Annotated in this window: 17 protein-coding genes and 10 tRNA genes; 2 read left to right on the plus strand and 25 right to left on the minus strand. The window is 52.2% G+C overall.

The window, feature by feature from the left end:
• The first annotated feature begins 76 nt into the window (after positions 1–76).
• Complete coding sequence (locus FDX11_RS18280) at positions 77–559, plus strand: zinc ribbon-containing protein (protein WP_006685521.1); 483 nt, start codon at positions 77–79, stop codon at positions 557–559.
• A 106-nt stretch (positions 560–665) separates the two neighbouring features.
• Here FDX11_RS18280 and rihA read toward each other — a convergent pair whose 3' ends face one another.
• The 10 genes from rihA to miaB form a co-directional block, all read right to left on the minus strand.
• Entirely contained in the window at positions 666–1,601 is a 936-nt protein-coding gene (gene rihA, locus FDX11_RS18285) for a pyrimidine-specific ribonucleoside hydrolase RihA (protein WP_137398337.1), read from the minus strand.
• A 116-nt stretch (positions 1,602–1,717) separates the two neighbouring features.
• Positions 1,718–2,443 (minus strand): glutamate/aspartate ABC transporter ATP-binding protein GltL, encoded by a 726-nt coding sequence (gltL, locus tag FDX11_RS18290; RefSeq protein ID WP_042309800.1) that lies wholly within the window; start codon positions 2,441–2,443, stop codon positions 1,718–1,720.
• Positions 2,443–3,117 carry a glutamate/aspartate ABC transporter permease GltK gene (gene gltK, locus FDX11_RS18295; protein ID WP_003022757.1) on the minus strand — a complete coding sequence of 225 codons (675 nt, stop codon included), beginning with the start codon at positions 3,115–3,117 and terminating at the stop codon, positions 2,443–2,445. Before gltK ends, gltL begins: the two co-directional genes overlap by 1 nt.
• Entirely contained in the window at positions 3,117–3,857 is a 741-nt protein-coding gene (gltJ, locus tag FDX11_RS18300; protein ID WP_038638776.1) for a glutamate/aspartate ABC transporter permease GltJ, read from the minus strand. Before gltJ ends, gltK begins: the two co-directional genes overlap by 1 nt.
• 159 nt (positions 3,858–4,016) lie before the next feature.
• Entirely contained in the window at positions 4,017–4,925 is a 909-nt protein-coding gene (gene gltI, locus FDX11_RS18305; protein ID WP_003022762.1) for a glutamate/aspartate ABC transporter substrate-binding protein GltI, read from the minus strand.
• A gap of 357 nt (positions 4,926–5,282) precedes the next feature.
• Complete coding sequence (gene lnt / locus FDX11_RS18310; RefSeq protein WP_061381657.1) at positions 5,283–6,821, minus strand: apolipoprotein N-acyltransferase; 1,539 nt, start codon at positions 6,819–6,821, stop codon at positions 5,283–5,285.
• Between the two features lie 24 nt (positions 6,822–6,845).
• Positions 6,846–7,724, minus strand: a complete 879-nt coding sequence (gene corC, locus FDX11_RS18315) for a CNNM family magnesium/cobalt transport protein CorC (protein ID WP_038638785.1) — start codon at positions 7,722–7,724, stop codon at positions 6,846–6,848.
• A 96-nt stretch (positions 7,725–7,820) separates the two neighbouring features.
• The gene (ybeY, locus tag FDX11_RS18320; RefSeq protein WP_042309797.1) at positions 7,821–8,288 is read right to left on the minus strand and encodes an rRNA maturation RNase YbeY; all 468 of its coding nucleotides are present in this window, start codon (positions 8,286–8,288) and stop codon (positions 7,821–7,823) included.
• Positions 8,285–9,331, minus strand: a complete 1,047-nt coding sequence (locus tag FDX11_RS18325; protein WP_042309794.1) for a PhoH family protein — start codon at positions 9,329–9,331, stop codon at positions 8,285–8,287. The genes ybeY and FDX11_RS18325 overlap by 4 nt, the downstream gene beginning before the upstream one ends.
• Positions 9,332–9,484: 153 nt before the next feature.
• Positions 9,485–10,915, minus strand: coding sequence for a tRNA (N6-isopentenyl adenosine(37)-C2)-methylthiotransferase MiaB (gene miaB / locus FDX11_RS18330; protein WP_042309792.1), 1,431 nt, complete (start codon positions 10,913–10,915; stop codon positions 9,485–9,487).
• Between the two features lie 147 nt (positions 10,916–11,062).
• Here miaB and ubiF point away from each other — a divergent pair, with 147 nt between their 5' ends.
• Entirely contained in the window at positions 11,063–12,238 is a 1,176-nt protein-coding gene (ubiF, locus tag FDX11_RS18335; protein WP_137398338.1) for a 3-demethoxyubiquinol 3-hydroxylase, read from the plus strand.
• Positions 12,239–12,342: 104 nt separating this feature from the next.
• Here the strand turns inward: ubiF and FDX11_RS18340 are convergent.
• From FDX11_RS18340 to nagB, 15 genes are all read right to left on the minus strand, one after another.
• Positions 12,343–12,417: transfer RNA gene (locus FDX11_RS18340), tRNA-Gln, on the minus strand.
• 35 nt (positions 12,418–12,452) lie between these two features.
• A tRNA-Gln gene (locus tag FDX11_RS18345) sits at positions 12,453–12,527 on the minus strand.
• A 43-nt stretch (positions 12,528–12,570) separates the two neighbouring features.
• Positions 12,571–12,647 (minus strand) — tRNA-Met (locus tag FDX11_RS18350).
• 20 nt (positions 12,648–12,667) lie between these two features.
• Positions 12,668–12,742 (minus strand) — tRNA-Gln (locus FDX11_RS18355).
• 38 nt (positions 12,743–12,780) lie between these two features.
• Positions 12,781–12,855 (minus strand) — tRNA-Gln (locus FDX11_RS18360).
• Positions 12,856–12,898: 43 nt separating this feature from the next.
• A tRNA-Met gene (locus FDX11_RS18365) sits at positions 12,899–12,975 on the minus strand.
• 20 nt (positions 12,976–12,995) lie between these two features.
• Positions 12,996–13,070 (minus strand) — tRNA-Gln (locus FDX11_RS18370).
• A gap of 38 nt (positions 13,071–13,108) precedes the next feature.
• Positions 13,109–13,183 (minus strand) — tRNA-Gln (locus tag FDX11_RS18375).
• Between the two features lie 23 nt (positions 13,184–13,206).
• Positions 13,207–13,291, minus strand: a tRNA-Leu gene (locus FDX11_RS18380).
• 8 nt (positions 13,292–13,299) lie between these two features.
• Positions 13,300–13,376, minus strand: a tRNA-Met gene (locus FDX11_RS18385).
• A 223-nt stretch (positions 13,377–13,599) separates the two neighbouring features.
• The gene (asnB, locus tag FDX11_RS18390; protein WP_003835552.1) at positions 13,600–15,264 is read right to left on the minus strand and encodes an asparagine synthase B; all 1,665 of its coding nucleotides are present in this window, start codon (positions 15,262–15,264) and stop codon (positions 13,600–13,602) included.
• A 251-nt stretch (positions 15,265–15,515) separates the two neighbouring features.
• Positions 15,516–16,268, minus strand: coding sequence for a ribonucleotide monophosphatase NagD (gene nagD, locus FDX11_RS18395; protein ID WP_038638796.1), 753 nt, complete (start codon positions 16,266–16,268; stop codon positions 15,516–15,518).
• Between the two features lie 57 nt (positions 16,269–16,325).
• Positions 16,326–17,546 carry an N-acetylglucosamine repressor gene (locus FDX11_RS18400; RefSeq protein WP_042309787.1) on the minus strand — a complete coding sequence of 407 codons (1,221 nt, stop codon included), beginning with the start codon at positions 17,544–17,546 and terminating at the stop codon, positions 16,326–16,328.
• 8 nt (positions 17,547–17,554) lie between these two features.
• Entirely contained in the window at positions 17,555–18,703 is a 1,149-nt protein-coding gene (gene nagA, locus FDX11_RS18405) for an N-acetylglucosamine-6-phosphate deacetylase (RefSeq protein ID WP_137398339.1), read from the minus strand.
• A 60-nt stretch (positions 18,704–18,763) separates the two neighbouring features.
• Positions 18,764–19,564, minus strand: a complete 801-nt coding sequence (gene nagB / locus FDX11_RS18410; protein ID WP_003022803.1) for a glucosamine-6-phosphate deaminase — start codon at positions 19,562–19,564, stop codon at positions 18,764–18,766.
• Between the last annotated feature and the right edge of the window lie 204 nt (positions 19,565–19,768).

Below are 19,768 nucleotides of genomic sequence, written 5' to 3' on the forward strand. Positions count from 1 at the left end.
CTGTGGACAGTCTTGCAAAGCGTAGCGTAAATAACGTCTATTATTATAGACAGTTAACGACCCAGGAGGTGAAGTGATGAACAAGGTTGCTCAATATTACCGCGAACTGGTGGCTTCACTGAGCGAACGCCTGCGTAACGGCGAACGCGATATTGATGCGCTGGTGGAGCAGGCGCGTCAGCGAGTTATGCAGACCGGGGAGTTAACGCGAACCGAGGTGGAAGAGGTCACCCGGGCCGTCAGACGTGACCTGGAAGAGTTTGCGTTGAGTTATGAAGAGAGTCTCGATGAGGAGACTGACAGCGTCTTTATGCGGGTTATCAAAGAGAGTATCTGGCAAGAACTGGCTGATATTACCGATAAAACGCAGCTCGAATGGCGCGAAGTCTTTCAGGATCTCAGCCATCATGGGGTTTATCACAGCGGCGAGGTGGTCGGCCTGGGCAATCTGGTCTGCGAGAAGTGCCACTTCCATTTAGCGGTATACACCCCGGATGTGCTGCCGCTGTGCCCGAAATGCGGGCACGATCAGTTCCAGCGCAGGCCGTTTGAGCCTTAATGATTAGACGTGCCAAACGTCATTTGTAGGCCTGATAAGATGTGTCAGCATCGCCATCAGGCAATATGCCGGATGGTGGCGCAAGCGCCTTATCCGGCCTACATTTTTACGCGTAATATCTTAAACGTTCTGCCAGCAGATCGACAAATCCCTGGCGATCCACGTCCACCATCACGGTGGCGTTTGGCTTATTGCCGCTCAGGAAGTAATAATCCACCACAGTCATCCCCTGGGTGTATTTGCCCTGGGTTTCCACGCCGACCCAGCGCTCGACGGTGGTAAAAAGTTCAGGTTTCAGCAGCCAGGCAATGGTACATGGGGCGTGCAACGGCGCGCCGATGAATCCCCATTTTTCGTCTTTATGATATTCAAAGAAAAAGTCGAGTAGTTCTGCCACGATCGTCGAAACAGGGTTGCCGATAGCGCGGAATCGCTCGGTATCTTCACGATGTATTTGCGCTTTATGCGTGACGTCCAGCCCGGCCATTACCACTGGGATACCTGACTGGAATACGATCTCAGCGGCTTCAGGATCAACATAGATATTGAATTCCGCCGCGGGCGTCCAGTTCCCGAGGCCCATCGCACCACCCATAATCACGATACGGGCGATTTTGGCGTGCAATTCCGGGTGGCTGTTCAAAAGCAATGCGACGTTAGTTTGCGGCCCGGTGGAGACAATGGTCACCGGTTCCGGGCTGTCCCGCAGGGTTTTTGCCATCAGTTCCACGGCGGTACAGTCCAGAGGAGCGAAAGCGGGTTCCGGCAATGCCGGGCCATCCAGCCCACTCTCACCGTGGACGTTATCGGCAATAATCAGATCGCGCATCAGCGGTTTTACGGCTCCGCCGGCTACGGGGATATCCGTACGGTTGAGTAACGTTAACATGCGTAATACGTTACGCAGCGTTTTGTCGGGCGTCTGGTTGCCGGCAGAAGAGGTGATTGCTTTCACATTCAGTTCAGGTGAGGCGAGGGCGAGAACAATTGCGATAGCGTCGTCATGACCTGGATCGCAATCAAACAGAATAGGAAGTGCCATTGTTGCTCCTTGTAAGTGGGACTTTGTGACAAGGGTAACGCTGGGCTGTACCTGTTTCGAGAAGTGAAGAGATAAAGCGTGAGGTGGCGCGCACATAGCGGTGCGCGCCAGCAAGATTAGTGCAGGATTTTCGCGAGGAAGTCTTTGGCGCGGTCCGATTTCGGATTGGCGAAGAACTCTTCTTTCGGTGAGTCTTCAACAATTTTCCCTTCATCCATGAAGATCACCCGGTTCGCCACTTTCCGCGCAAAGCCCATTTCGTGGGTCACCACCATCATGGTCATTCCTTCATTGGCCAGTTCAACCATGACGTCCAGTACTTCGTTGATCATTTCAGGATCAAGCGCAGATGTCGGTTCGTCAAACAGCATGGCGATAGGATCCATGCACAGTGCCCGGGCGATGGCGACACGCTGTTGCTGTCCCCCGGAGAGCTGAGCCGGAAACTTCTCGGCATGGGCCGCCAGACCGACACGCTCCAGCAGCTTCTGCGCTTTTGCGCGGGCAGGCGCTTTATCGCGTTTCAGCACTTTGACCTGGGCCAGAGTCAGGTTTTCAATGATCGACAGATGTGGAAATAGTTCAAAGTGCTGGAACACCATGCCCACACGGGAACGCAGTTTGGCCAGATCGGTTTTTTTGTCGTTCACCACGGTACCATCAACCGTGATGATGCCCTGTTGTACCGGCTCCAGACCGTTTACCGTTTTGATAAGCGTGGATTTACCTGAACCTGAAGGGCCGCAGACCACGACCACTTCACCTTTTTTCACTTCCGTAGAGCAGTCGGTCAGCACCTGAAAGTGACCATACCATTTAGAAACATTTTTCAGGGTAATCATTAAACTGTCCTTTTCTTCAAATAGCTGACCAACAACGATGCGCTCAGACTGAATACAAAATAAACGGCGCCAGCAAACAGGATCATTTCAACCTGCGTGCCGTCACGCTCGCCAATGGTGGAGGCGGTACGGAAGAAGTCTGCCAGACTTAATACATAGACCAGCGAGGTATCCTGGAAGAGTACGATACCCTGGGTAAGCAGCAGCGGCACCATCGCGCGGAAGGCCTGCGGCAGAATAATGAGCTTCATCGACTGCCAGTGGGTCATCCCCAGCGCCAGCGCGGCGCTGGACTGCCCACGAGAAATACTCTGGATCCCAGCCCGGATAATCTCTGAGTAGTACGCGGCTTCAAACATCGAAAACGCGACCATCGCCGAGATCAGGCGAATATCGGTTTTTGGCGACAGACCCAATACGTTTTGCAGAAAGCCAGGCACAATCAGGTAGAACCACAGCAGTACCATCACCAGTGGAATAGAACGGAATACGTTGACGTAGCCTTTCGCAAACCAGGCTATCGGCGCGAAGCTGGACAGACGCATGACGGCCAGGATAGTTCCCCATACGATACCAATGACGACCGCCGTGACAGTGATTTTCAGCGTGATGATCAGCCCGTCCAGCAGGTACGGCAGGGAAGGGACAATAGAACTCCAGTCAAATTCGTACATTATTTGCCTCCCATATTGCCCGGCAGGCGGATCTTGCGTTCGACGAGATTCATCACCAGCATGATGACTGCGTTAATCAGCACGTAGGCCAGGGTAATAGCCGTAAACGATTCCCAAGCGTGGGCGGAGTAATCCAGCAGCTTACCTGCCTGAGCAGCCATATCGACCAGGCCGATGGTGGAGGCGATCGCGGAGTTCTTCACCAGGTTCATCATCTCTGAGGTCATTGGCGGAACAATCACGCGGTAAGCGTTTGGCAGCAGAACATAACGATAAGCCTGAGGCAACGTCAGCCCCATTGCCAGAGCTGCGTTTTTCTGCCCACGAGGCAGAGACTGAATAGCAGCGCGAACCTGCTCGCAGACGCGCGCGGCGGTAAACAGCCCCAGACAAAGCATGGATGAAAGGAAGAACTGAATATTGGGATCCAGTTCCGACTTAAACCACATACCTATGTTTTCCGGTAACAGTTCAGGAATGACCAGATACCAGGTGAAAAATTGGACAATGAGCGGAACGTTACGAAACAGCTCAACGTACAGGGTGCCGATCCCGGCGAGGAAGCGGTTGGGGACTGTGCGTAAAATGCCGAATAAAGAACCGATGAGGAAAGCGATAATCCAGGCCGTAATGGATAACGCGACCGTGACCTGGAAACCACTCCAGAGCCAGCCGAGATAGGTGGTGTTGCCGAACGGGGCTTGTTGTAAAAAAATGCCCCAGTTCCAGTCTATAGACATAAATCTACTCCAGAAAAAAAAGGGTAGCAGCGCTACCCTCGAAGATTGTTATTCGGCGTTTTGCGGTTTTCAGGCCTGATGGGGAACGACCATCAGGCTTATAGTCTGTCCGTGCCGGGTAACAATCGAGAGGGAGGGGAAGCCTCCCATTTATTTTAGTTAGTTAAGCGCTTTATCATTCGGTTCTTTGAACAGGGCTTTCATCTCGTCTGACAGTTCGAAATTCATGTTCAGGTTCTTCGGTGGAATTGGGTTTTTAAACCACTTATCAAACCATTTTTCCGCTTCGCCTGAGGTCTGCGCCTTGGCGATAGTGTCGTCCATCAGCTTTTTGAACTCAGGGTCATCTTTGCGCAGCATGCAGCCGTAGGCTTCCTGAGACTGTGGCTTGCCGACGATCTCCCAGTTGTCTGGTTTCTTCGCCTTCGCGCGTTCGCCAGCCAGCAGGGCGTCATCCATCATAAAGGCAACGGCGCGGCCGCTTTCCAGAGTACGGAAAGAGTCACCATGGTCCTTCGCGCTGATGATGCGCATATCCATTTTTTGTTCTTCGTTCAGCTTGTGCAGCAGCACTTCCGAGGTGGTACCCGAAGTCACGACCACGGCCTTGCCTTTCAGGTCAGCGAAATCTTTAACATCACCGCCTTTTTTCGCCAGCAGACGGGTGCCAACAACGAAAATAGTGTCAGAGAATGCCGCTTGTTTTTGACGCTCGACGTTATTGGTGGTGGAGCCACATTCAAAGTCGAAGGTACCGTTTTGCAGCAGCGGGATACGGTTCTGTGAGGTGATCGGGATCAGTTTTACCTGTAGGTCAGGCTTGTTGAGTTTTTTCTTCACGGCTTCAACGATGGCGTTGGAGTAATCCTGTGAATAACCGACCACTTTTTGCTGATTATCGTAGTAAGAAAACGGTACCGATGATTCACGGTGGCCGACAACGATAACGCCATTTTTGGCGATCTTGTCCAGCGTGCTGCCTGCCGCTGGTGCTGCGTCTTCTGCGTGCGCCAGACCGGCGGACATTCCCATGACCAGCATGGCAGTGGCGAGCTTACGTAATTGCATATCCAACTCCTTTATCGTCTGCGCCAGGGACGCATTGATACCCATTGTGATGTTGTTATTGTTTGCTACTTAAACGTGCAGTCTTGTATATGTTTGTTAACATTTAGTTTGGATGAATGTAAAGAATTTGCTGTGTTATTGTTTATTTTTGCGAAGTGCGCCGCACCATTTGGGGGCAAAAATATCTTGTTGCACTTTTCAGGTGCTACCAAAGCTCAACTTTGGTGCGACCAGGTTGCACATTCAGCCAAAACGGCGTTTGCCTTGTATAACAAAGCAATAGGCGTGCCATAATGGGCAGGGTAGGAAGTTTTTCGGCCGGATAAACAAATCGTTATCCGGCCTGGGGAAGGAAGGTTATTTACGACGCTGGCGCAGGCTCATTACCAGCGCGCCAAAGCCAAACAGCGCGGTAAGCAGCCATAGCGGCCAGTTACCGGTCCGGGCATACGGGGTTAAGCCCGTGGTTGGCGTCACGCTGGTGGTCAGAACCTGGCGGGTAAACTGCGGGATCATCGCCTGAATCTCACCCTGTGGACCAATCACCGCCGTAATACCGTTGTTGGTGCTACGCAGCAGCGGGCGCGCCAGTTCCAGGGAACGCATACGCGCCATCTGGAAGTGCTGCCACGGGCCGATAGACTTACCAAACCACGCATCGTTAGAGATGGTGAGCAGATAGTCCGTATCCGGGCGGAAGTTATCACGAACCTGTTCGCCAAGAATGATTTCGTAGCAGATAGCTGCGGTCAGCTTAAAGCCATGCGCATGCAGCTGTGGCTGCACATACGGTCCGCGGCTGAACGACGACATAGGCAGGTCAAAGAACGGCGCTAACGGGCGCAGGATCGATTCCAGCGGAACAAACTCGCCAAACGGTACCAGATGGTTTTTGTTGTAGCGGTTGCTGGAGTCGTAGTTGTACGGACTGTCTTTACCCAACGTGATAATGGTGTTGTAGGTGTCGTAACGGTTCTGCTTATTCAGCCGCGCGTCTACGATACCGGTAATCAACGTGCTGTTTTTCGATTTCAGCAGGTCATCCATCATGCTCAAAAAACGCTGCTGGTTAATTTCCAGGTCCGGGATAGCGGACTCCGGCCAGATGATCAGCTGTGATTTGCCCATTTCAGGCTGGGTGGCGTCGAGATAAATTTTCAGCGTATTAAGTAGCTGACCTTCATCCCATTTGAGTGACTGTGGAATGTCACCTTGTACCATCGAAACCTGAGTCGTTTTTTCCGGCTCAAGCGTATACCACTGGATGTAGCGCAGCGGGAAGGGCAGAGCGAAAAGCACCACGCCTGCAACCAGCGGTTTCCAGTTACGCTGTACGATAGCCAGCGCCAGCAGGCCGCTGACCATCATCAGCAGGAAGTTAATCGCTTCAACGCCCATCACCGGCGCCAGCCCTTTTAGCGGGCCGTCAATCTGGCTGTAGCCGAACTGCAGCCACGGAAAGCCGGTCAGCACCCAGCCCCGCAGGAACTCGGTTATCTGCCAGACAACCGGCGCGGCAATGGCGACGCGTAGCCAGGTTGTTTTCGGCCACAGGCGTGACAACACGCCAGCAAACAGACCGGTATAGAGTGAAAGGTAGGCGGCAAGCAGTACCACAAGGAAAACGTTAACCGGACCTGGCATACCGCCAAACTGCGCGATGCTGACGTAGACCCAGTTAATGCCGGAACCAAACAACCCCAGGCCCCAGAAGTAGCCGATAGCGGCGGACTGAAGTGGACGGCGGTTGAGGGTGAGAGCCTGCAGGCCCATCAGCGATACGATCGCCGCAGGCCAGATGTCATACGGAGAGAAAGCCAGCGTCCCGCAGGCACCGAATAATAACGCCAGCAGCAGGCGAATGCGCTGGCGTTCAATTAGTGAGGCAAATGCCATGTAGTCTAAGATCCAGTTTCGGGTTTATTCGTCCAGTTTGGGCTGGGGTGAGTCGTCCGGAATTCTGACATGAACCTGAATAATACGACGGCTGTCGGCCATTGCCACTTTGAACTGGTAACCATCAATGTCGATAGTCTCCCCACGAGCGGGCAGATGACCAAAGGCCTGCATGACCAGACCGCCAATGGTATCGACTTCTTCGTCGCTAAAGTGGGTGCCAAAGGCTTCGTTGAAGTCCTCAATTGGCGCCAGCGCACGAATGGTCCAGGTGTGGCGACTGAGCTGACGGAAGTCGATATCATCTTCTTCGTCGTACTCATCTTCGATTTCACCAACGATCAGTTCAAGGATGTCCTCAATGGTCACCAGACCAGAGACACCACCGAATTCGTCGATGACGATAGCCATATGATAACGCTGGGAGCGGAACTCTTTCAGCATGCGGTCAACCCGCTTGCTTTCAGGGACGACAACCGCCTGGCGTAACACTTTCTCCATGCTGAAAGCTTCGGCATCGCTGCGCATAAACGGCAGCAGATCTTTGGCCATCAGAATCCCTTCAATGTGATCTTTGTCTTCGCTGATTACCGGGAAACGCGAGTGGGCTGACTCGATAATGACATCGAGGCATTCATCCAGGGTTTGGTTGCGTTTCAGGGTAATCATTTGCGAGCGAGGGATCATGATGTCGCGCACGCGTTGGTCCGCAATGTCCATCACCCCTTCGAGCATATCGCGCGTATCTTCATCGATAAGGTCGTTTTGCCCGGAATCACGGATCAGCTCCAACAGTTCGTCGCGGTTTTTCGGTTCACCGTGGAAAAGTTGGCTCAGTAACAGGGAAAAAAATCCCTTTTTGCTGGTTAAGGTGTCACTACTGTGTGAATTGTCGTCGCTCATGGCGTCGTATGGGTTCTCATGTTAGTTAATAGGTCGCTCAATGCGCGTAAACTCAGCGCATGGCTTCATGGGAAGCCCGGGCAGATGCCCGACGGCTTATTCCTTCTCGGCAATGTACGGATCCTCATAGCCCAGAGCAAGCATAATCTCTGTTTCGAGGGATTCCATTTCTTCCGCTTCATCATCTTCGATATGGTCGTAGCCGAGTAAATGCAGGCTACCGTGCACCACCATGTGCGCCCAGTGGGCTTCAAGCGGCTTACCTTGCTCCTGAGCTTCTTTCTCAACCACCTGACGGCAGATGATCAGATCGCCCAGCAGCGGCATCTCAATGCCCGGCGGAGCTTCAAACGGGAAAGAGAGCACGTTGGTTGATTTATCTTTTCCGCGATAGGTCAGGTTCAGCTCGTGGCTTTCCGCGTCATCGACCAGGCGAATCGTCACTTCAGACTCTTCCTGAAACTGCGGGATTACCGCATCCAGCCAGCCCTGAAACTGACTTTCTGTGGGTAAACCGGTTTCGTCTTCACATGCCAGCTGTAAATCGAGAATAACCTGACTCATTTTTGCTCCTGCTCCTGAGCTTCGCGCTTGCGTTCCGCTGCCAGCTCGGCTTTACGTTTCTGTTCTGCTTCTTCCCAGGCTTCATACGCCGTGACGATACGGGCAACCACCGGGTGGCGAACCACGTCTTCGCTATGGAAGAAATTAAAACTAATCTCGTCAACTTCGGCCAGCACCTCAATGGCATGACGCAGACCTGACTTGGTGCTACGCGGCAGATCAATCTGAGTGATATCGCCGGTGATGACCGCTTTGGAGTTAAAGCCGATACGGGTCAGGAACATTTTCATCTGTTCGATGGTGGTGTTCTGGCTTTCATCAAGAATGATGAACGCATCGTTCAAGGTACGACCGCGCATATAGGCCAACGGCGCCACCTCAATGACGTTACGCTCGATCAGTTTTTCGACCTTCTCAAAACCGAGCATTTCGAATAGCGCGTCATACAGCGGACGTAAATACGGATCGACTTTCTGGCTGAGATCTCCCGGCAGGAAGCCCAGTTTTTCACCCGCTTCCACTGCCGGACGGGTCAGCAGAATTCGACGGACCTCCTGGCGCTCAAGTGCATCGACCGCGGCGGCAACCGCAAGATACGTTTTACCCGTACCCGCAGGGCCAACGCCGAAGGTGATGTCGTGATCGAGGATGTTGGCGATGTACTGCGCCTGGTTTGGCGTACGCGGTTTAATCACTCCGCGTTTGGTTTTGATATTCACCGCTTTGCCAAATTCCGGCACGCTGTCCGCGCTTTGCTCAAGCACTCGCGCTTCTTTAATCGCCAGATGAATTTGCTCAGGTTCAATGTCCTGGGTCTGACCGCGCATTGGGGCGGTATCGACATACAGGCTGCGTAAAATATCAGCCGCAGCGGTGACGCAAATTGGGCGACCGGTCAGCTTAAAGTGGTTATCCCGACGGTTAATTTCGATGCCGAGACGACGTTCCAACTGTTTGATGTTGTCATCAAATGGACCGCAAAGGCTCAACAGGCGGGCGTTGTCTGCGGGTTCAAGGGTGATTTCGCGAGTGTCTATGTTCAAACTGTTCCTCTTTAGCATGTCTCGCCGGACGCTGAACATTTACCGGCATCTAAGGAAATTATTCACGCCATAGGGAAAAGGCGCAAGCATTGCAATAAATATGGGGATTGCGGGAGGAAATACAAGGCCCGCCAGAGCTGACGGGCCAGAAGATTAAGGCTGGTAAATACCTACACCCAGATCGTTTTCTTTGCGGGTACGCGCAATGACCGACTCAGGGGATTCTGCGATGCGCAGACCCATTTCGTCCTCGGTGCGAACCACTTTACCGCGCAGGGAGTTTGTCCAGACATCGGTAATTTCAACATCCACAAACTTACCGACCATTTCCGGTGTGCCTTCAAAGTTCACGACACGGTTGTTTTCGGTACGGCCTGACAGCTCCATAATGCTTTTGCGCGACGTACCTTCAACCAAAATGCGCTGGATTGTGCCGACCATACGACGGCTCCAGGCCATGGCCTGCTGGTTGATACGCTCCTGCAGGATATACAGACGCTGTTTTTTCTCTTCTTCCGGTACGTCGTCAACCATATCGGCGGCCGGGGTGCCAGGACGCGCAGAGAAGATAAAGCTGTAGCTCATGTCAAAATTCACGTCTGCAATCAGCTTCATGGTCTGCTCGAAATCCTGTGTGGTTTCGCCTGGGAAGCCAACGATGAAATCCGAGCTAATCTGAATGTCCGGACGCGCTGCGCGCAGTTTGCGGATAATCGCTTTGTATTCCAGCGCGGTATGGGTGCGCCCCATCAGATTCAGTACGCGATCTGAACCGCTCTGTACCGGCAGATGCAGGAAGCTCACCAGCTCCGGCGTGTCGCGATAAACTTCAACGATATCATCGGTGAATTCGATCGGATGGCTGGTGGTGAAGCGGATGCGGTCAATGCCGTCGATCGCCGCCACCAGACGCAGCAGGTCAGCAAAGGATCCTGTTGTGCCGTCATAGTTCTCACCGCGCCAGGCGTTGACGTTTTGCCCCAGCAGGTTCACTTCACGCACGCCTTGCGCCGCAAGCTGAGCGATTTCGAACAGGATGTCATCCGCCGGGCGGCTGACTTCCTCACCGCGAGTGTAGGGCACCACGCAGTAGGTACAATATTTATTACAGCCTTCCATGATGGACACAAACGCGCTTGGACCTTCAGCACGCGGTTCCGGCAGGCGGTCAAACTTTTCGATCTCCGGGAAACTGATATCAACTACCGGGCTACGGCTAGTGCTTCCACGTACTTTGTTGATCATTTCCGGCAGGCGATGCAGAGTCTGCGGCCCAAAAATAATATCGACGTAGTGGGCGCGCTGGCGAATATGATCGCCTTCTTGTGACGCGACACAGCCACCGACACCGATGATCAGATTGGGGTTTTTCTCTTTTAACAGCTTCCAGCGGCCCAACTGATGGAAAACTTTTTCCTGAGCCTTCTCACGGATTGAGCAGGTATTCAGCAGCAGCACATCCGCTTCTTCCGCCACGTCGGTCAGTTGATACCCATGAGTGGCATCCAGCAGATCGGCCATCTTCGATGAATCGTATTCGTTCATCTGACAGCCCCAGGTTTTAATATGGAGTTTTTTGGTCATCGACTTGCTCTTGCGAAATTGTGGCTGAAATGCAGGGCGCATAGTGTACTGCTTTGGCGCGGTTGTGACCAGTATGACGGATGTCAGCCTCAAGGGGTAAAAAATCCTGTAAACTTACACAATACATGTAACAGGATGATTGACCACATGACAAATCAACCAACGGAAATTGCCATTGTCGGCGGGGGGATGGTCGGCGGCGCGCTGGCGCTTGGACTGGCGCAGCATGGATTTACGGTAACGGTCATTGAACACGCCGTTCCCGCGCCGTTTGTGGCTGATGGACAGCCCGATGTCAGAATCTCCGCCATTAGCTCTGCCTCGGTGTCGTTGCTGAAAGGACTGGGGGTCTGGGATACGGTTCAGGGTATGCGCAGTCATCCTTACCGTCGTCTGGAAACGTGGGAATGGGAAAATGCCCATGTAATGTTTGATGCCGCTGAGCTTAAGTTACCTTTACTGGGTTATATGGTGGAAAACACGGTTCTGCAACAGGCACTCTGGCAGGCGCTGGAAGCTCACCCGAAAGTCACGCTGCGCGTACCGGCGTCATTGATCTCTCTGCATCAACATAACGATCGGCATGAGCTTGAACTGACTGGTGGTGAGAAAATCAGCGCGAAGCTGGTGATCGGCGCGGATGGCGCAAATTCTCAGGTGCGGAAAATGGCCGGGATTGGTATTCATGCCTGGCAGTACGCGCAGTCCTGCATGTTGATCACCGTACAATGCGATAACGCGCCCGGCGATAGCACCTGGCAACAATTCACGCCTGACGGTCCACGCGCGTTTTTGCCGCTGTTTGATAACTGGGCCTCGCTGGTGTGGTATGACTCACCAGCGCGTATCCGCCAGTTGCAAGGTCTGAATTTGTCGCAACTGCAGGCGGAGATCGCCAAACACTTCCCGTCACGACTCGGCAACGTTACGCCTGTGGCGGCGGGGGCATTCCCGCTTACGCGTCGTCACGCGCTGCAATATGTCCAGCCAGGGCTGGCGTTGGTGGGGGATGCCGCGCATACCATTCATCCGCTGGCAGGGCAGGGCGTAAATCTCGGGTTCCGTGATGTGGATGCGCTGATTGACGTGCTGGTTAATGCGCGCAGCTACGGTGAATCCTGGGCCAGCCAGCCGGTGCTGAAGCGCTATCAGAACCGTCGTATGACTGATAATTTCATTATGCAGAGCGGGATGGATCTGTTCTACGCCGGATTCAGCAACAATCTACAGCCACTGCGTATCATGCGTAATCTCGGATTAATGGCCGCAGAGCGCGCAGGCGTACTGAAGCGTCAGGCGTTGAAGTATGCGTTAGGATTGTAATTCAGGCAGGCCTACGGGGAAAATACGTAGGCCTGATAAGCGGAGCGCCATCAGGCGATAAATGCAGAAAAGCAAAAAGCTCGCAGAAGCGAGCTTTTTTAATATGGCTGGGGTACGAGGATTCGAACCTCGGAATGCTGGTATCAGAAACCAGAGCCTTACCGCTTGGCGATACCCCAACGGGCGCATCCACAATGTGGACGACTTTTGAAATTGGCTGGGGTACGAGGATTCGAACCTCGGAATGCCGGAATCAGAATCCGGTGCCTTACCGCTTGGCGATACCCCAACAATATTTTGGCGTTACCGAACGAGTCGATACGTTCTTAATATGGTGGCTACGACGGGATTCGAACCTGTGACCCCATCATTATGAGTGATGTGCTCTAACCAGCTGAGCTACGTAGCCATATATTACTTATTCTTCGATGGCTGGGGTACCTGGATTCGAACCAGGGAATGCCGGTATCAAAAACCGGTGCCTTACCGCTTGGCGATACCCCAATGACCGTTGCGGTGAACCGCTATATCGAAGAAAAAAATGGCTGGGGTACCTGGATTCGAACCAGGGAATGCCGGTATCAAAAACCGGTGCCTTACCGCTTGGCGATACCCCAACAATATTTTGGCGTTACCGAACGAGTCGATACGTTCTTAATATGGTGGCTACGACGGGATTCGAACCTGTGACCCCATCATTATGAGTGATGTGCTCTAACCAGCTGAGCTACGTAGCCATATATTACTTATTCTTCGATGGCTGGGGTACCTGGATTCGAACCAGGGAATGCCGGTATCAAAAACCGGTGCCTTACCGCTTGGCGATACCCCAATGACCGTTGCGGTGAACCGCTATATCGAAGAAAAAAATGGCTGGGGTACCTGGATTCGAACCAGGGAATGCCGGTATCAAAAACCGGTGCCTTACCGCTTGGCGATACCCCATCCGTGCAACGCTTACGGGTGAATGGTGCGGGAGGCGAGACTTGAACTCGCACACCTTGCGGCGCCAGAACCTAAATCTGGTGCGTCTACCAATTTCGCCACTCCCGCAAAAAAGATGGTGGCTACGACGGGATTCGAACCTGTGACCCCATCATTATGAGTGATGTGCTCTAACCAGCTGAGCTACGTAGCCATCTTTTTTTCGCGTAACCTTATCGGCGTTGCGGGGCGCATTATGCGTATTGAGCCTTGAAGCGTCAACCCCTTTTTCATTGAAAATAGCTGGAATGTGACTGTTTGGTTAGGTTGCGAACAGCATGGCGCAATATTCGGCAATTATTAGTTATTAATTGTTTTTTTGCACAGAAAACAGACATAAAAAAAGAGCCCCGCAGGGCCCTTTTCTAAGGATTAACTTATTTATAAGCGGACTGATGTACGCCAACTGCACGGCCAGAGGGATCGTTCATGGTTTTAAACGCTTCATCCCATTCAATCGCTTTGGCAGAAGAACAGGCTACTGATGGCCCGCCAGGCACACATTCCGCCGCGCTGGCAACCGGGAACAATTCTTCAAAAATCTCACGGTACAAATACGCTTCTTTAGATGATGGCGTGTTGTAAGGGAAACGGAAGCTGGCGGTTTCCAGTTGCTGGTCAGAAACTTGCTCAGCAGCCACCTCTTTCAAGGTATCAATCCAGCTGTAACCGACACCATCAGAGAACTGCTCTTTCTGACGCCATGCGACGCTGGCAGGCAGGTAAGATTCAAAACATTCGCGCAGCACATGTTTTTCCATTTTGCCGTTGCCGCACATTTTATCCTGCGGGTTGATGCGCATCGCCACATCAAGGAATTTCTTATCCAGGAAGGGCACGCGAGCTTCCACACCCCAGGCAGACATCGCTTTGTTGGCGCGGGCGCAGTCGAACATATGCAGCGCCTGCAGCTTACGCACGGTTTCTTCATGCAGCTCTTTCGCGTCTGGCGCTTTGTGGAAATAGAGATAGCCGCCGAATACTTCGTCAGAGCCTTCACCCGACAGCACCATTTTAATGCCCATCGCTTTAATTTTACGCGACATTAAGTACATTGGCGTCGATGCGCGGATCGTTGTGACATCGTAAGTTTCGATGTGATAAATCACGTCACGGATAGCATCCAGACCTTCCTGCACGGTGAAGTGGATCTCATGGTGCACGGTCCCCAGATGGTTCGCTACCTCTTGCGCGGCTTTCAGATCCGGTGCGCCTTCCAGTCCGACGGCGAAGGAGTGTAACTGTGGCCACCAGGCTTCGCTACGTTCCTGATCTTCAACACGGCGCGCCGCGTATTTTTTCGTAATCGCGGAAATGACGGATGAATCCAGACCACCGGACAGCAGCACACCATAAGGAACATCTGACATCAGGTGGCTTTTCACTGCATCTTCCAGCGCCTGACGCAGCTCGTTTTTATCGGTCACGTTGTCTTTGACCGCATCGTATTCAAACCAGTCGCGCTGATAGTACTGACGAATTTCGCCGTCCTTACTCCACAAATAGCTACCGGCCGGGAATTCTTTGATCGTGCGGCATACCGGAACCAGGGCTTTCATTTCAGACGCGACGTAGAAGTTACCGTGTTCGTCGTAACCCATATACAGTGGGATGATCCCGATATGATCGCGACCAATCAGGTAAGCGTCCTGTTCGCTGTCGTACAGGGCAAAAGCAAACATGCCTTGCAGGTCATCCAGGAACTCTGGGCCTTTTTCCTGATACAGCGCGAGGATAACTTCGCAGTCTGAACCCGTCTGGAACTGATAGCGATCGCCATATTCCGCTCGCAGCGCCTGATGGTTATAAATTTCACCGTTAACAGCCAGGATATGCGTTTTTTTCACGTTATACAGCGGCTGAGCGCCGGCATTGACGTCGACGATGGACAGACGTTCGTGCGCCAGAATGGCGTTATCACTGGCGTAAATACCTGACCAATCCGGGCCGCGATGGCGCATCAGACGAGACAATTCCAGGGCTTTTTTACGCAGTTCAACTGCGTCAGTTTTAATATCGAATACGCCAAAAATAGAACACATAACCTTCTCCGTTAACCTGTTGCGTAATGCTTTTTATGTTTGCTTGATAAAGAAAATGCCGCAAAGCGGGAGAGGGCGCAAGCGAATTACGGTGCGGAAAATAAAAAACGCAATGGTCATTGCTGATTGATGAAAAAAGATTATGTAATGAGCACTATTATTAATGAATCAACAGTGAAGTCGTGATTTTATTGAATGGATGTATTTTTCAGGCCGGATAACTTGCAGATGTTGTTATCCGGCTAAAGAGATTAAATGACGTCTATTTCAGCAACGGACGGGTAAATCCAGCTCGGTCTGAACGGCATGCTGTCGATGTCGTCAAGCGTTGAGACGCCAGACAATACCAGAATGGTTTCCAGACCGGCCTGGAATCCTGCCAGAATATCGGTACGCAGGTTATCGCCAACGATAACGGTCTCTTCTGAGTGCGCCTGCATTTTGTTGAGCGCCGCGCGAATAATCCACGGGCTGGGTTTGCCGACATAAAACGGCTTACGACCAGAGATTTTCTCTATACCGGCGCAGAGCGCCCCGCAGGCTGGATAAAAGCCGCGGCCGTGAGTATCCGGGTTTGTGGCGATGAAACGCGCGCCGTTAGCGACAAAATATGCTGCTTTATGCATCATGTCCCAGTTGTAGGAGCGCGTCTCGCCAACAATTACAAAATCGGGGTTCACGTCGGTAATGGTAAATCCGGCTTTATATAGCTCATGAATTAATGCGCCTTCACCTACCACGTAGGCCTTTTTCCCTTCCTGGCGACGAAGAAAATCAGCGGTAGCCATGGCGGAAGTATAAAAAACGCTATCGGGGACATTCACACCCGCGGTGGCGAAGCGGTTTGCCAGATCTTGCCCGGTCTGTGAAGGATAGTTAGTCAGCAGAACTAACGGCAGGCCTTTTTCCAGGATCCCGGTCAGAAATTCTGCCGCACCCGGTACGGCAACATTGTCGTGCATCAGCACGCCGTCGATATCACAAATTACATTCTTGATGGTCATGAACAACCCAGGGAATTAGTTATGAGTCTTATAGTAATCCACTACTATATGAGAGCATTAGTTTTCCAGCAAACGTTGCAGCAGTGTACCGTTGAGCATCGCACGCTTCACCAGCGCAAAGGCGCCAATGGCGGAACGGTGATCCAGTGTGGAACGAACCACCGGTAAATTATGGCGAAACGCTTTCAACGCCTGTGTGTTGATACAGCTTTCTATTGCAGGCAACAGCACTTTATCCGCCTCAGTAATTTCGCCTGCAATGACGATTTTTTGTGGGTTAAACAGGTTGATGGCGATGGCAATGGTTTTACCCAAGTGGCGACCAACATGTTCAATAACTTCTGCCGCCAGGTTATCGCCCTTATTCGCCGCCTTACAGATAGCTTTAATGCTGCAATCATCCAGCGTGAGTCGGCTGGGATAACCCTGTTTCAGTAAGTTTTGCACGCGGTGTTCGATAGACGCATTGGCGGCAATGGTTTCCAGACAGCCGAAGTTACCGCAGTGACAGCGCTCACCCAGTGGCTCTACCTGAATGTGACCAATCTCGCCCACGTTGCCATTGCGACCGATAAAAATTCGGCCATTGGAAATAATTCCTGCCCCGGTTCCGCGATGAACACGCACTAAAATGGAGTCTTCGCAATCCTGGCTTGCCCCAAAATAGTGCTCAGCCAGCGCCAGGCTGCGGATATCGTGACCGACAAAGCAGGTAACCTTGAAGCGTTTTTCGAGCGCTTCGACCAGCCCCCAGTTTTCGACCTGAATGTGTGGCATATAGCGAATGACGCCGCTTTCAGGATCAACCAGACCGGGCAGGATGACGGAAATCGCAATCAGCTCGCGGATTTTCCGCTGGCAGCTGTCAATAAAAGTGGCAATGGTGTTGAGTAGCGCATACTCCAGCGTTTCCTGGGTGCGCTCCGGGAGAGGGTAATGCTCTTCGGCGACCACTTTACTGCTCATATCATAGAGCGTGAGCGTTGTGTCGTGACGGCCCAGACGTACGCCAATGGCGTGGAAGTTGCGGGTTTCGGTGACGATAGAGATAGCGCGGCGGCCCCCGGTGGAGGCCTGCTGATCGACTTCTTTGATCAGCCCGCGTTCGATCAACTGACGCGTAATTTTGGTTACGCTGGCGGGGGCAAGCTGGCTTTGCTCGGCAATCTGAATGCGCGAGATTGGCCCATGTTGGTCAATCAGGCGATAAACCGCCGCGCTGTTAAGCTGTTTTACGAGATCAACATTACCTATTTGAGCTTGTCCGCCTGGTGTCATTCTTTCTCTTACTCAGTAACGACCTCGTTGCCATTAACGATGGTCTTGATGATTTTAAAGTCGCGCGTGAACGCAGTCAGGTTGGCTACTTTGCCTGGCGCGATGCTGCCGAGTCGTTTGTCGACGCCAATGGCGCGAGCAGGGTAGAGCGTTGCCATGCGTAACACTTCGTCGAGAGCGATATTCGCATGTTCGACCAGATTGCGTACGCCTTCAATCATGGTTAATGATGAACCGCTCAATGTCCCGTTCTCATCAACGCACAATCCATTCCGGTAGTATATTGTTTTACCAGCGAAAATGAACTGTTCAATATTTGCACCTGCAGGCGCGGTCGCGTCGGTAACCAGGCACAGCTTGTCGCCTTTCAGGCGCTTGGCATTACGGATATTGACGTAGTCAACATGCAGACCATCAGCGATGATACCGCAATAAATATCGGCTTCATCAAGAATAGCGCCCGCCAGGCCAGGTTCACGGCCCGTTATATAAGGCATGGCGTTAAACAGATGCGTTGCGAAGCTAATCCCTGCGCGGAAGCCGATTTTGGCCTCTTTTACCGTCGCATTTGAGTGACCGGCGGAAACCACAATACCTGCATTTACCAGTTTGGTGATGACCTCTACAGGGACCATTTCTGGTGCCAGCGTGACTTTGGTTATCACGTCAGCATTATCGCACAGGAAATCAACCAACGCAGCGTCCGGTTGACGGACAAATCCCGGATTATGGGTGCCTTTTTTCACCAGATTCAGCCACGGACCTTCCAGATGAAGCCCTAATGCCTGATTCGGGTGCTTCGCCAGGTATTCACGCATGACGCGAACGCCTTGTTTCATCAGGTCGTCGCTGGTGGTGATAAGCGTAGGCAGATAGTTGGTGCAGCCTGATTTTTCATTGGCTTTCTGCATGATTTCCAGTGTTTCAACGGTCACGGCTTCTGCCGTATCGTTAAACTGTACGCCGCCGCAGCCGTTTAGCTGTACATCGATAAAACCGGGGGAAATAATGGCCCCATTCAGTGAGCGCTGTTCAATTCCTGACGGTAACTCAGCCAGTGGGCAAACGCTGTCAATCAGGCCATTGGCGACAACAATCGCATGGTCATCAAGAATTTCGTGACCGGTAAAAATCCGGCCCTGGGTTAAAGCATACATTCCGACCCCCGATTTCAAAAAATGCCGCCCTGCAACTTATCGACAGGGCGGAGACATCAATTACAGACCTTTAATATTTTCCGCTTCTAACTCGTTAAAGTATTTCAGCGTTTTCACTTTCAGTTCCATGGTGGAAGGCTCATCGCATACCACAACGGCTTTTGGATGCAGCTGCAGACAGCTGATGGTCCACATGTGGTTAACGTTGCCTTCAACAGCGGCTTGCAGCGCCTGCGCCTTCTGGTGACCCAGTACCAGGATCATCACCTCTTCGGCATCCAACAGGGTGCCCACGCCCACGGTCAGGGCATATTTAGGCACCTGGCTTACGTCGCCGTCAAAGAAGCGTGAGTTAGCAACACGTGTGTCGTGAGTCAGCGTTTTGATGCGGGTACGGGAAGCCAAAGAGGAGGCTGGTTCGTTGAACGCGATGTGACCATCGTTGCCTACACCGCCCATAAACAGGTGGATTTTACCGTAAGAACGGATTTTTTCTTCATACTGACGGCATTCTGCATCAATATCCGGCGCGTTACCATTGAGGAGGTTGATGTTTTCTGCTGGAATATCAACGTGATCAAAGAAGTTACGATGCATGAAGCTGTGATAGCTTTCCGGATGTTCTTTCGGCAGGCCAACATATTCGTCCATATTGAAAGTAACAACATGCTTGAAGCTCACCTGGCCCGCTTTGTGCATTTCAACCAATGCTTTATAAGCTGTCAGCGGGGTACCGCCCGTCGGCAGGCCCAGAACGAACGGACGATCTGCCGTTGGTTTGAACGCGTTAATACGGTTAACGATATGGCGAGCAGCCCATTTGCCGACTTGTTCAGCGGTATTCAGGGGGATCAGTCTCATTCTTCACCTCAAAAGTAAATGTAAGCAATTGGCGGATTGAGTCTCTGTGCAGTATTAAGCGTAACCTGGTTTTGCATCGGTAAGGATCAATCCGTTTCGATTTTTTGAATGATAAAATAAGTTTTCGTAGTTAGCCAGTGGAAGGGAGGGTTAATAACGATATTTGGTGACTGGAATCACAAAAAACACGCGTTTAATTTGCGA

The sequence above is a fragment of the Citrobacter sp. wls714 genome, from assembly GCF_005281025.1.
GTDB lineage: Bacteria > Pseudomonadota > Gammaproteobacteria > Enterobacterales > Enterobacteriaceae > Citrobacter > Citrobacter werkmanii.

What these genes read in the sequence shown, in the direction of transcription:
- gltL (WP_042309800.1), bottom strand. Translation starts at nt 2,443, where the DNA reads ATGATTACCCTGAAAAATGTTTCTAAATGGTATGGTCACTTTCAGGTG.
- ubiF (WP_137398338.1), top strand. Translation starts at nt 11,063, where the DNA reads ATGACAAATCAACCAACGGAAATTGCCATTGTCGGCGGGGGGATGGTC.
- FDX11_RS18400 (WP_042309787.1), bottom strand. Translation starts at nt 17,546, where the DNA reads ATGACACCAGGCGGACAAGCTCAAATAGGTAATGTTGATCTCGTAAAA.
- lnt (WP_061381657.1), bottom strand. Translation starts at nt 6,821, where the DNA reads ATGGCATTTGCCTCACTAATTGAACGCCAGCGCATTCGCCTGCTGCTG.
- nagA (WP_137398339.1), bottom strand. Translation starts at nt 18,703, where the DNA reads ATGTATGCTTTAACCCAGGGCCGGATTTTTACCGGTCACGAAATTCTT.
- gltJ (WP_038638776.1), bottom strand. Translation starts at nt 3,857, where the DNA reads ATGTCTATAGACTGGAACTGGGGCATTTTTTTACAACAAGCCCCGTTC.
- gltK (WP_003022757.1), bottom strand. Translation starts at nt 3,117, where the DNA reads ATGTACGAATTTGACTGGAGTTCTATTGTCCCTTCCCTGCCGTACCTG.
- corC (WP_038638785.1), bottom strand. Translation starts at nt 7,724, where the DNA reads ATGAGCGACGACAATTCACACAGTAGTGACACCTTAACCAGCAAAAAG.
- miaB (WP_042309792.1), bottom strand. Translation starts at nt 10,915, where the DNA reads ATGACCAAAAAACTCCATATTAAAACCTGGGGCTGTCAGATGAACGAA.
- nagB (WP_003022803.1), bottom strand. Translation starts at nt 19,564, where the DNA reads ATGAGACTGATCCCCCTGAATACCGCTGAACAAGTCGGCAAATGGGCT.
- nagD (WP_038638796.1), bottom strand. Translation starts at nt 16,268, where the DNA reads ATGACCATCAAGAATGTAATTTGTGATATCGACGGCGTGCTGATGCAC.
- rihA (WP_137398337.1), bottom strand. Translation starts at nt 1,601, where the DNA reads ATGGCACTTCCTATTCTGTTTGATTGCGATCCAGGTCATGACGACGCT.
- FDX11_RS18280 (WP_006685521.1), top strand. Translation starts at nt 77, where the DNA reads ATGAACAAGGTTGCTCAATATTACCGCGAACTGGTGGCTTCACTGAGC.
- ybeY (WP_042309797.1), bottom strand. Translation starts at nt 8,288, where the DNA reads ATGAGTCAGGTTATTCTCGATTTACAGCTGGCATGTGAAGACGAAACC.
- gltI (WP_003022762.1), bottom strand. Translation starts at nt 4,925, where the DNA reads ATGCAATTACGTAAGCTCGCCACTGCCATGCTGGTCATGGGAATGTCC.
- asnB (WP_003835552.1), bottom strand. Translation starts at nt 15,264, where the DNA reads ATGTGTTCTATTTTTGGCGTATTCGATATTAAAACTGACGCAGTTGAA.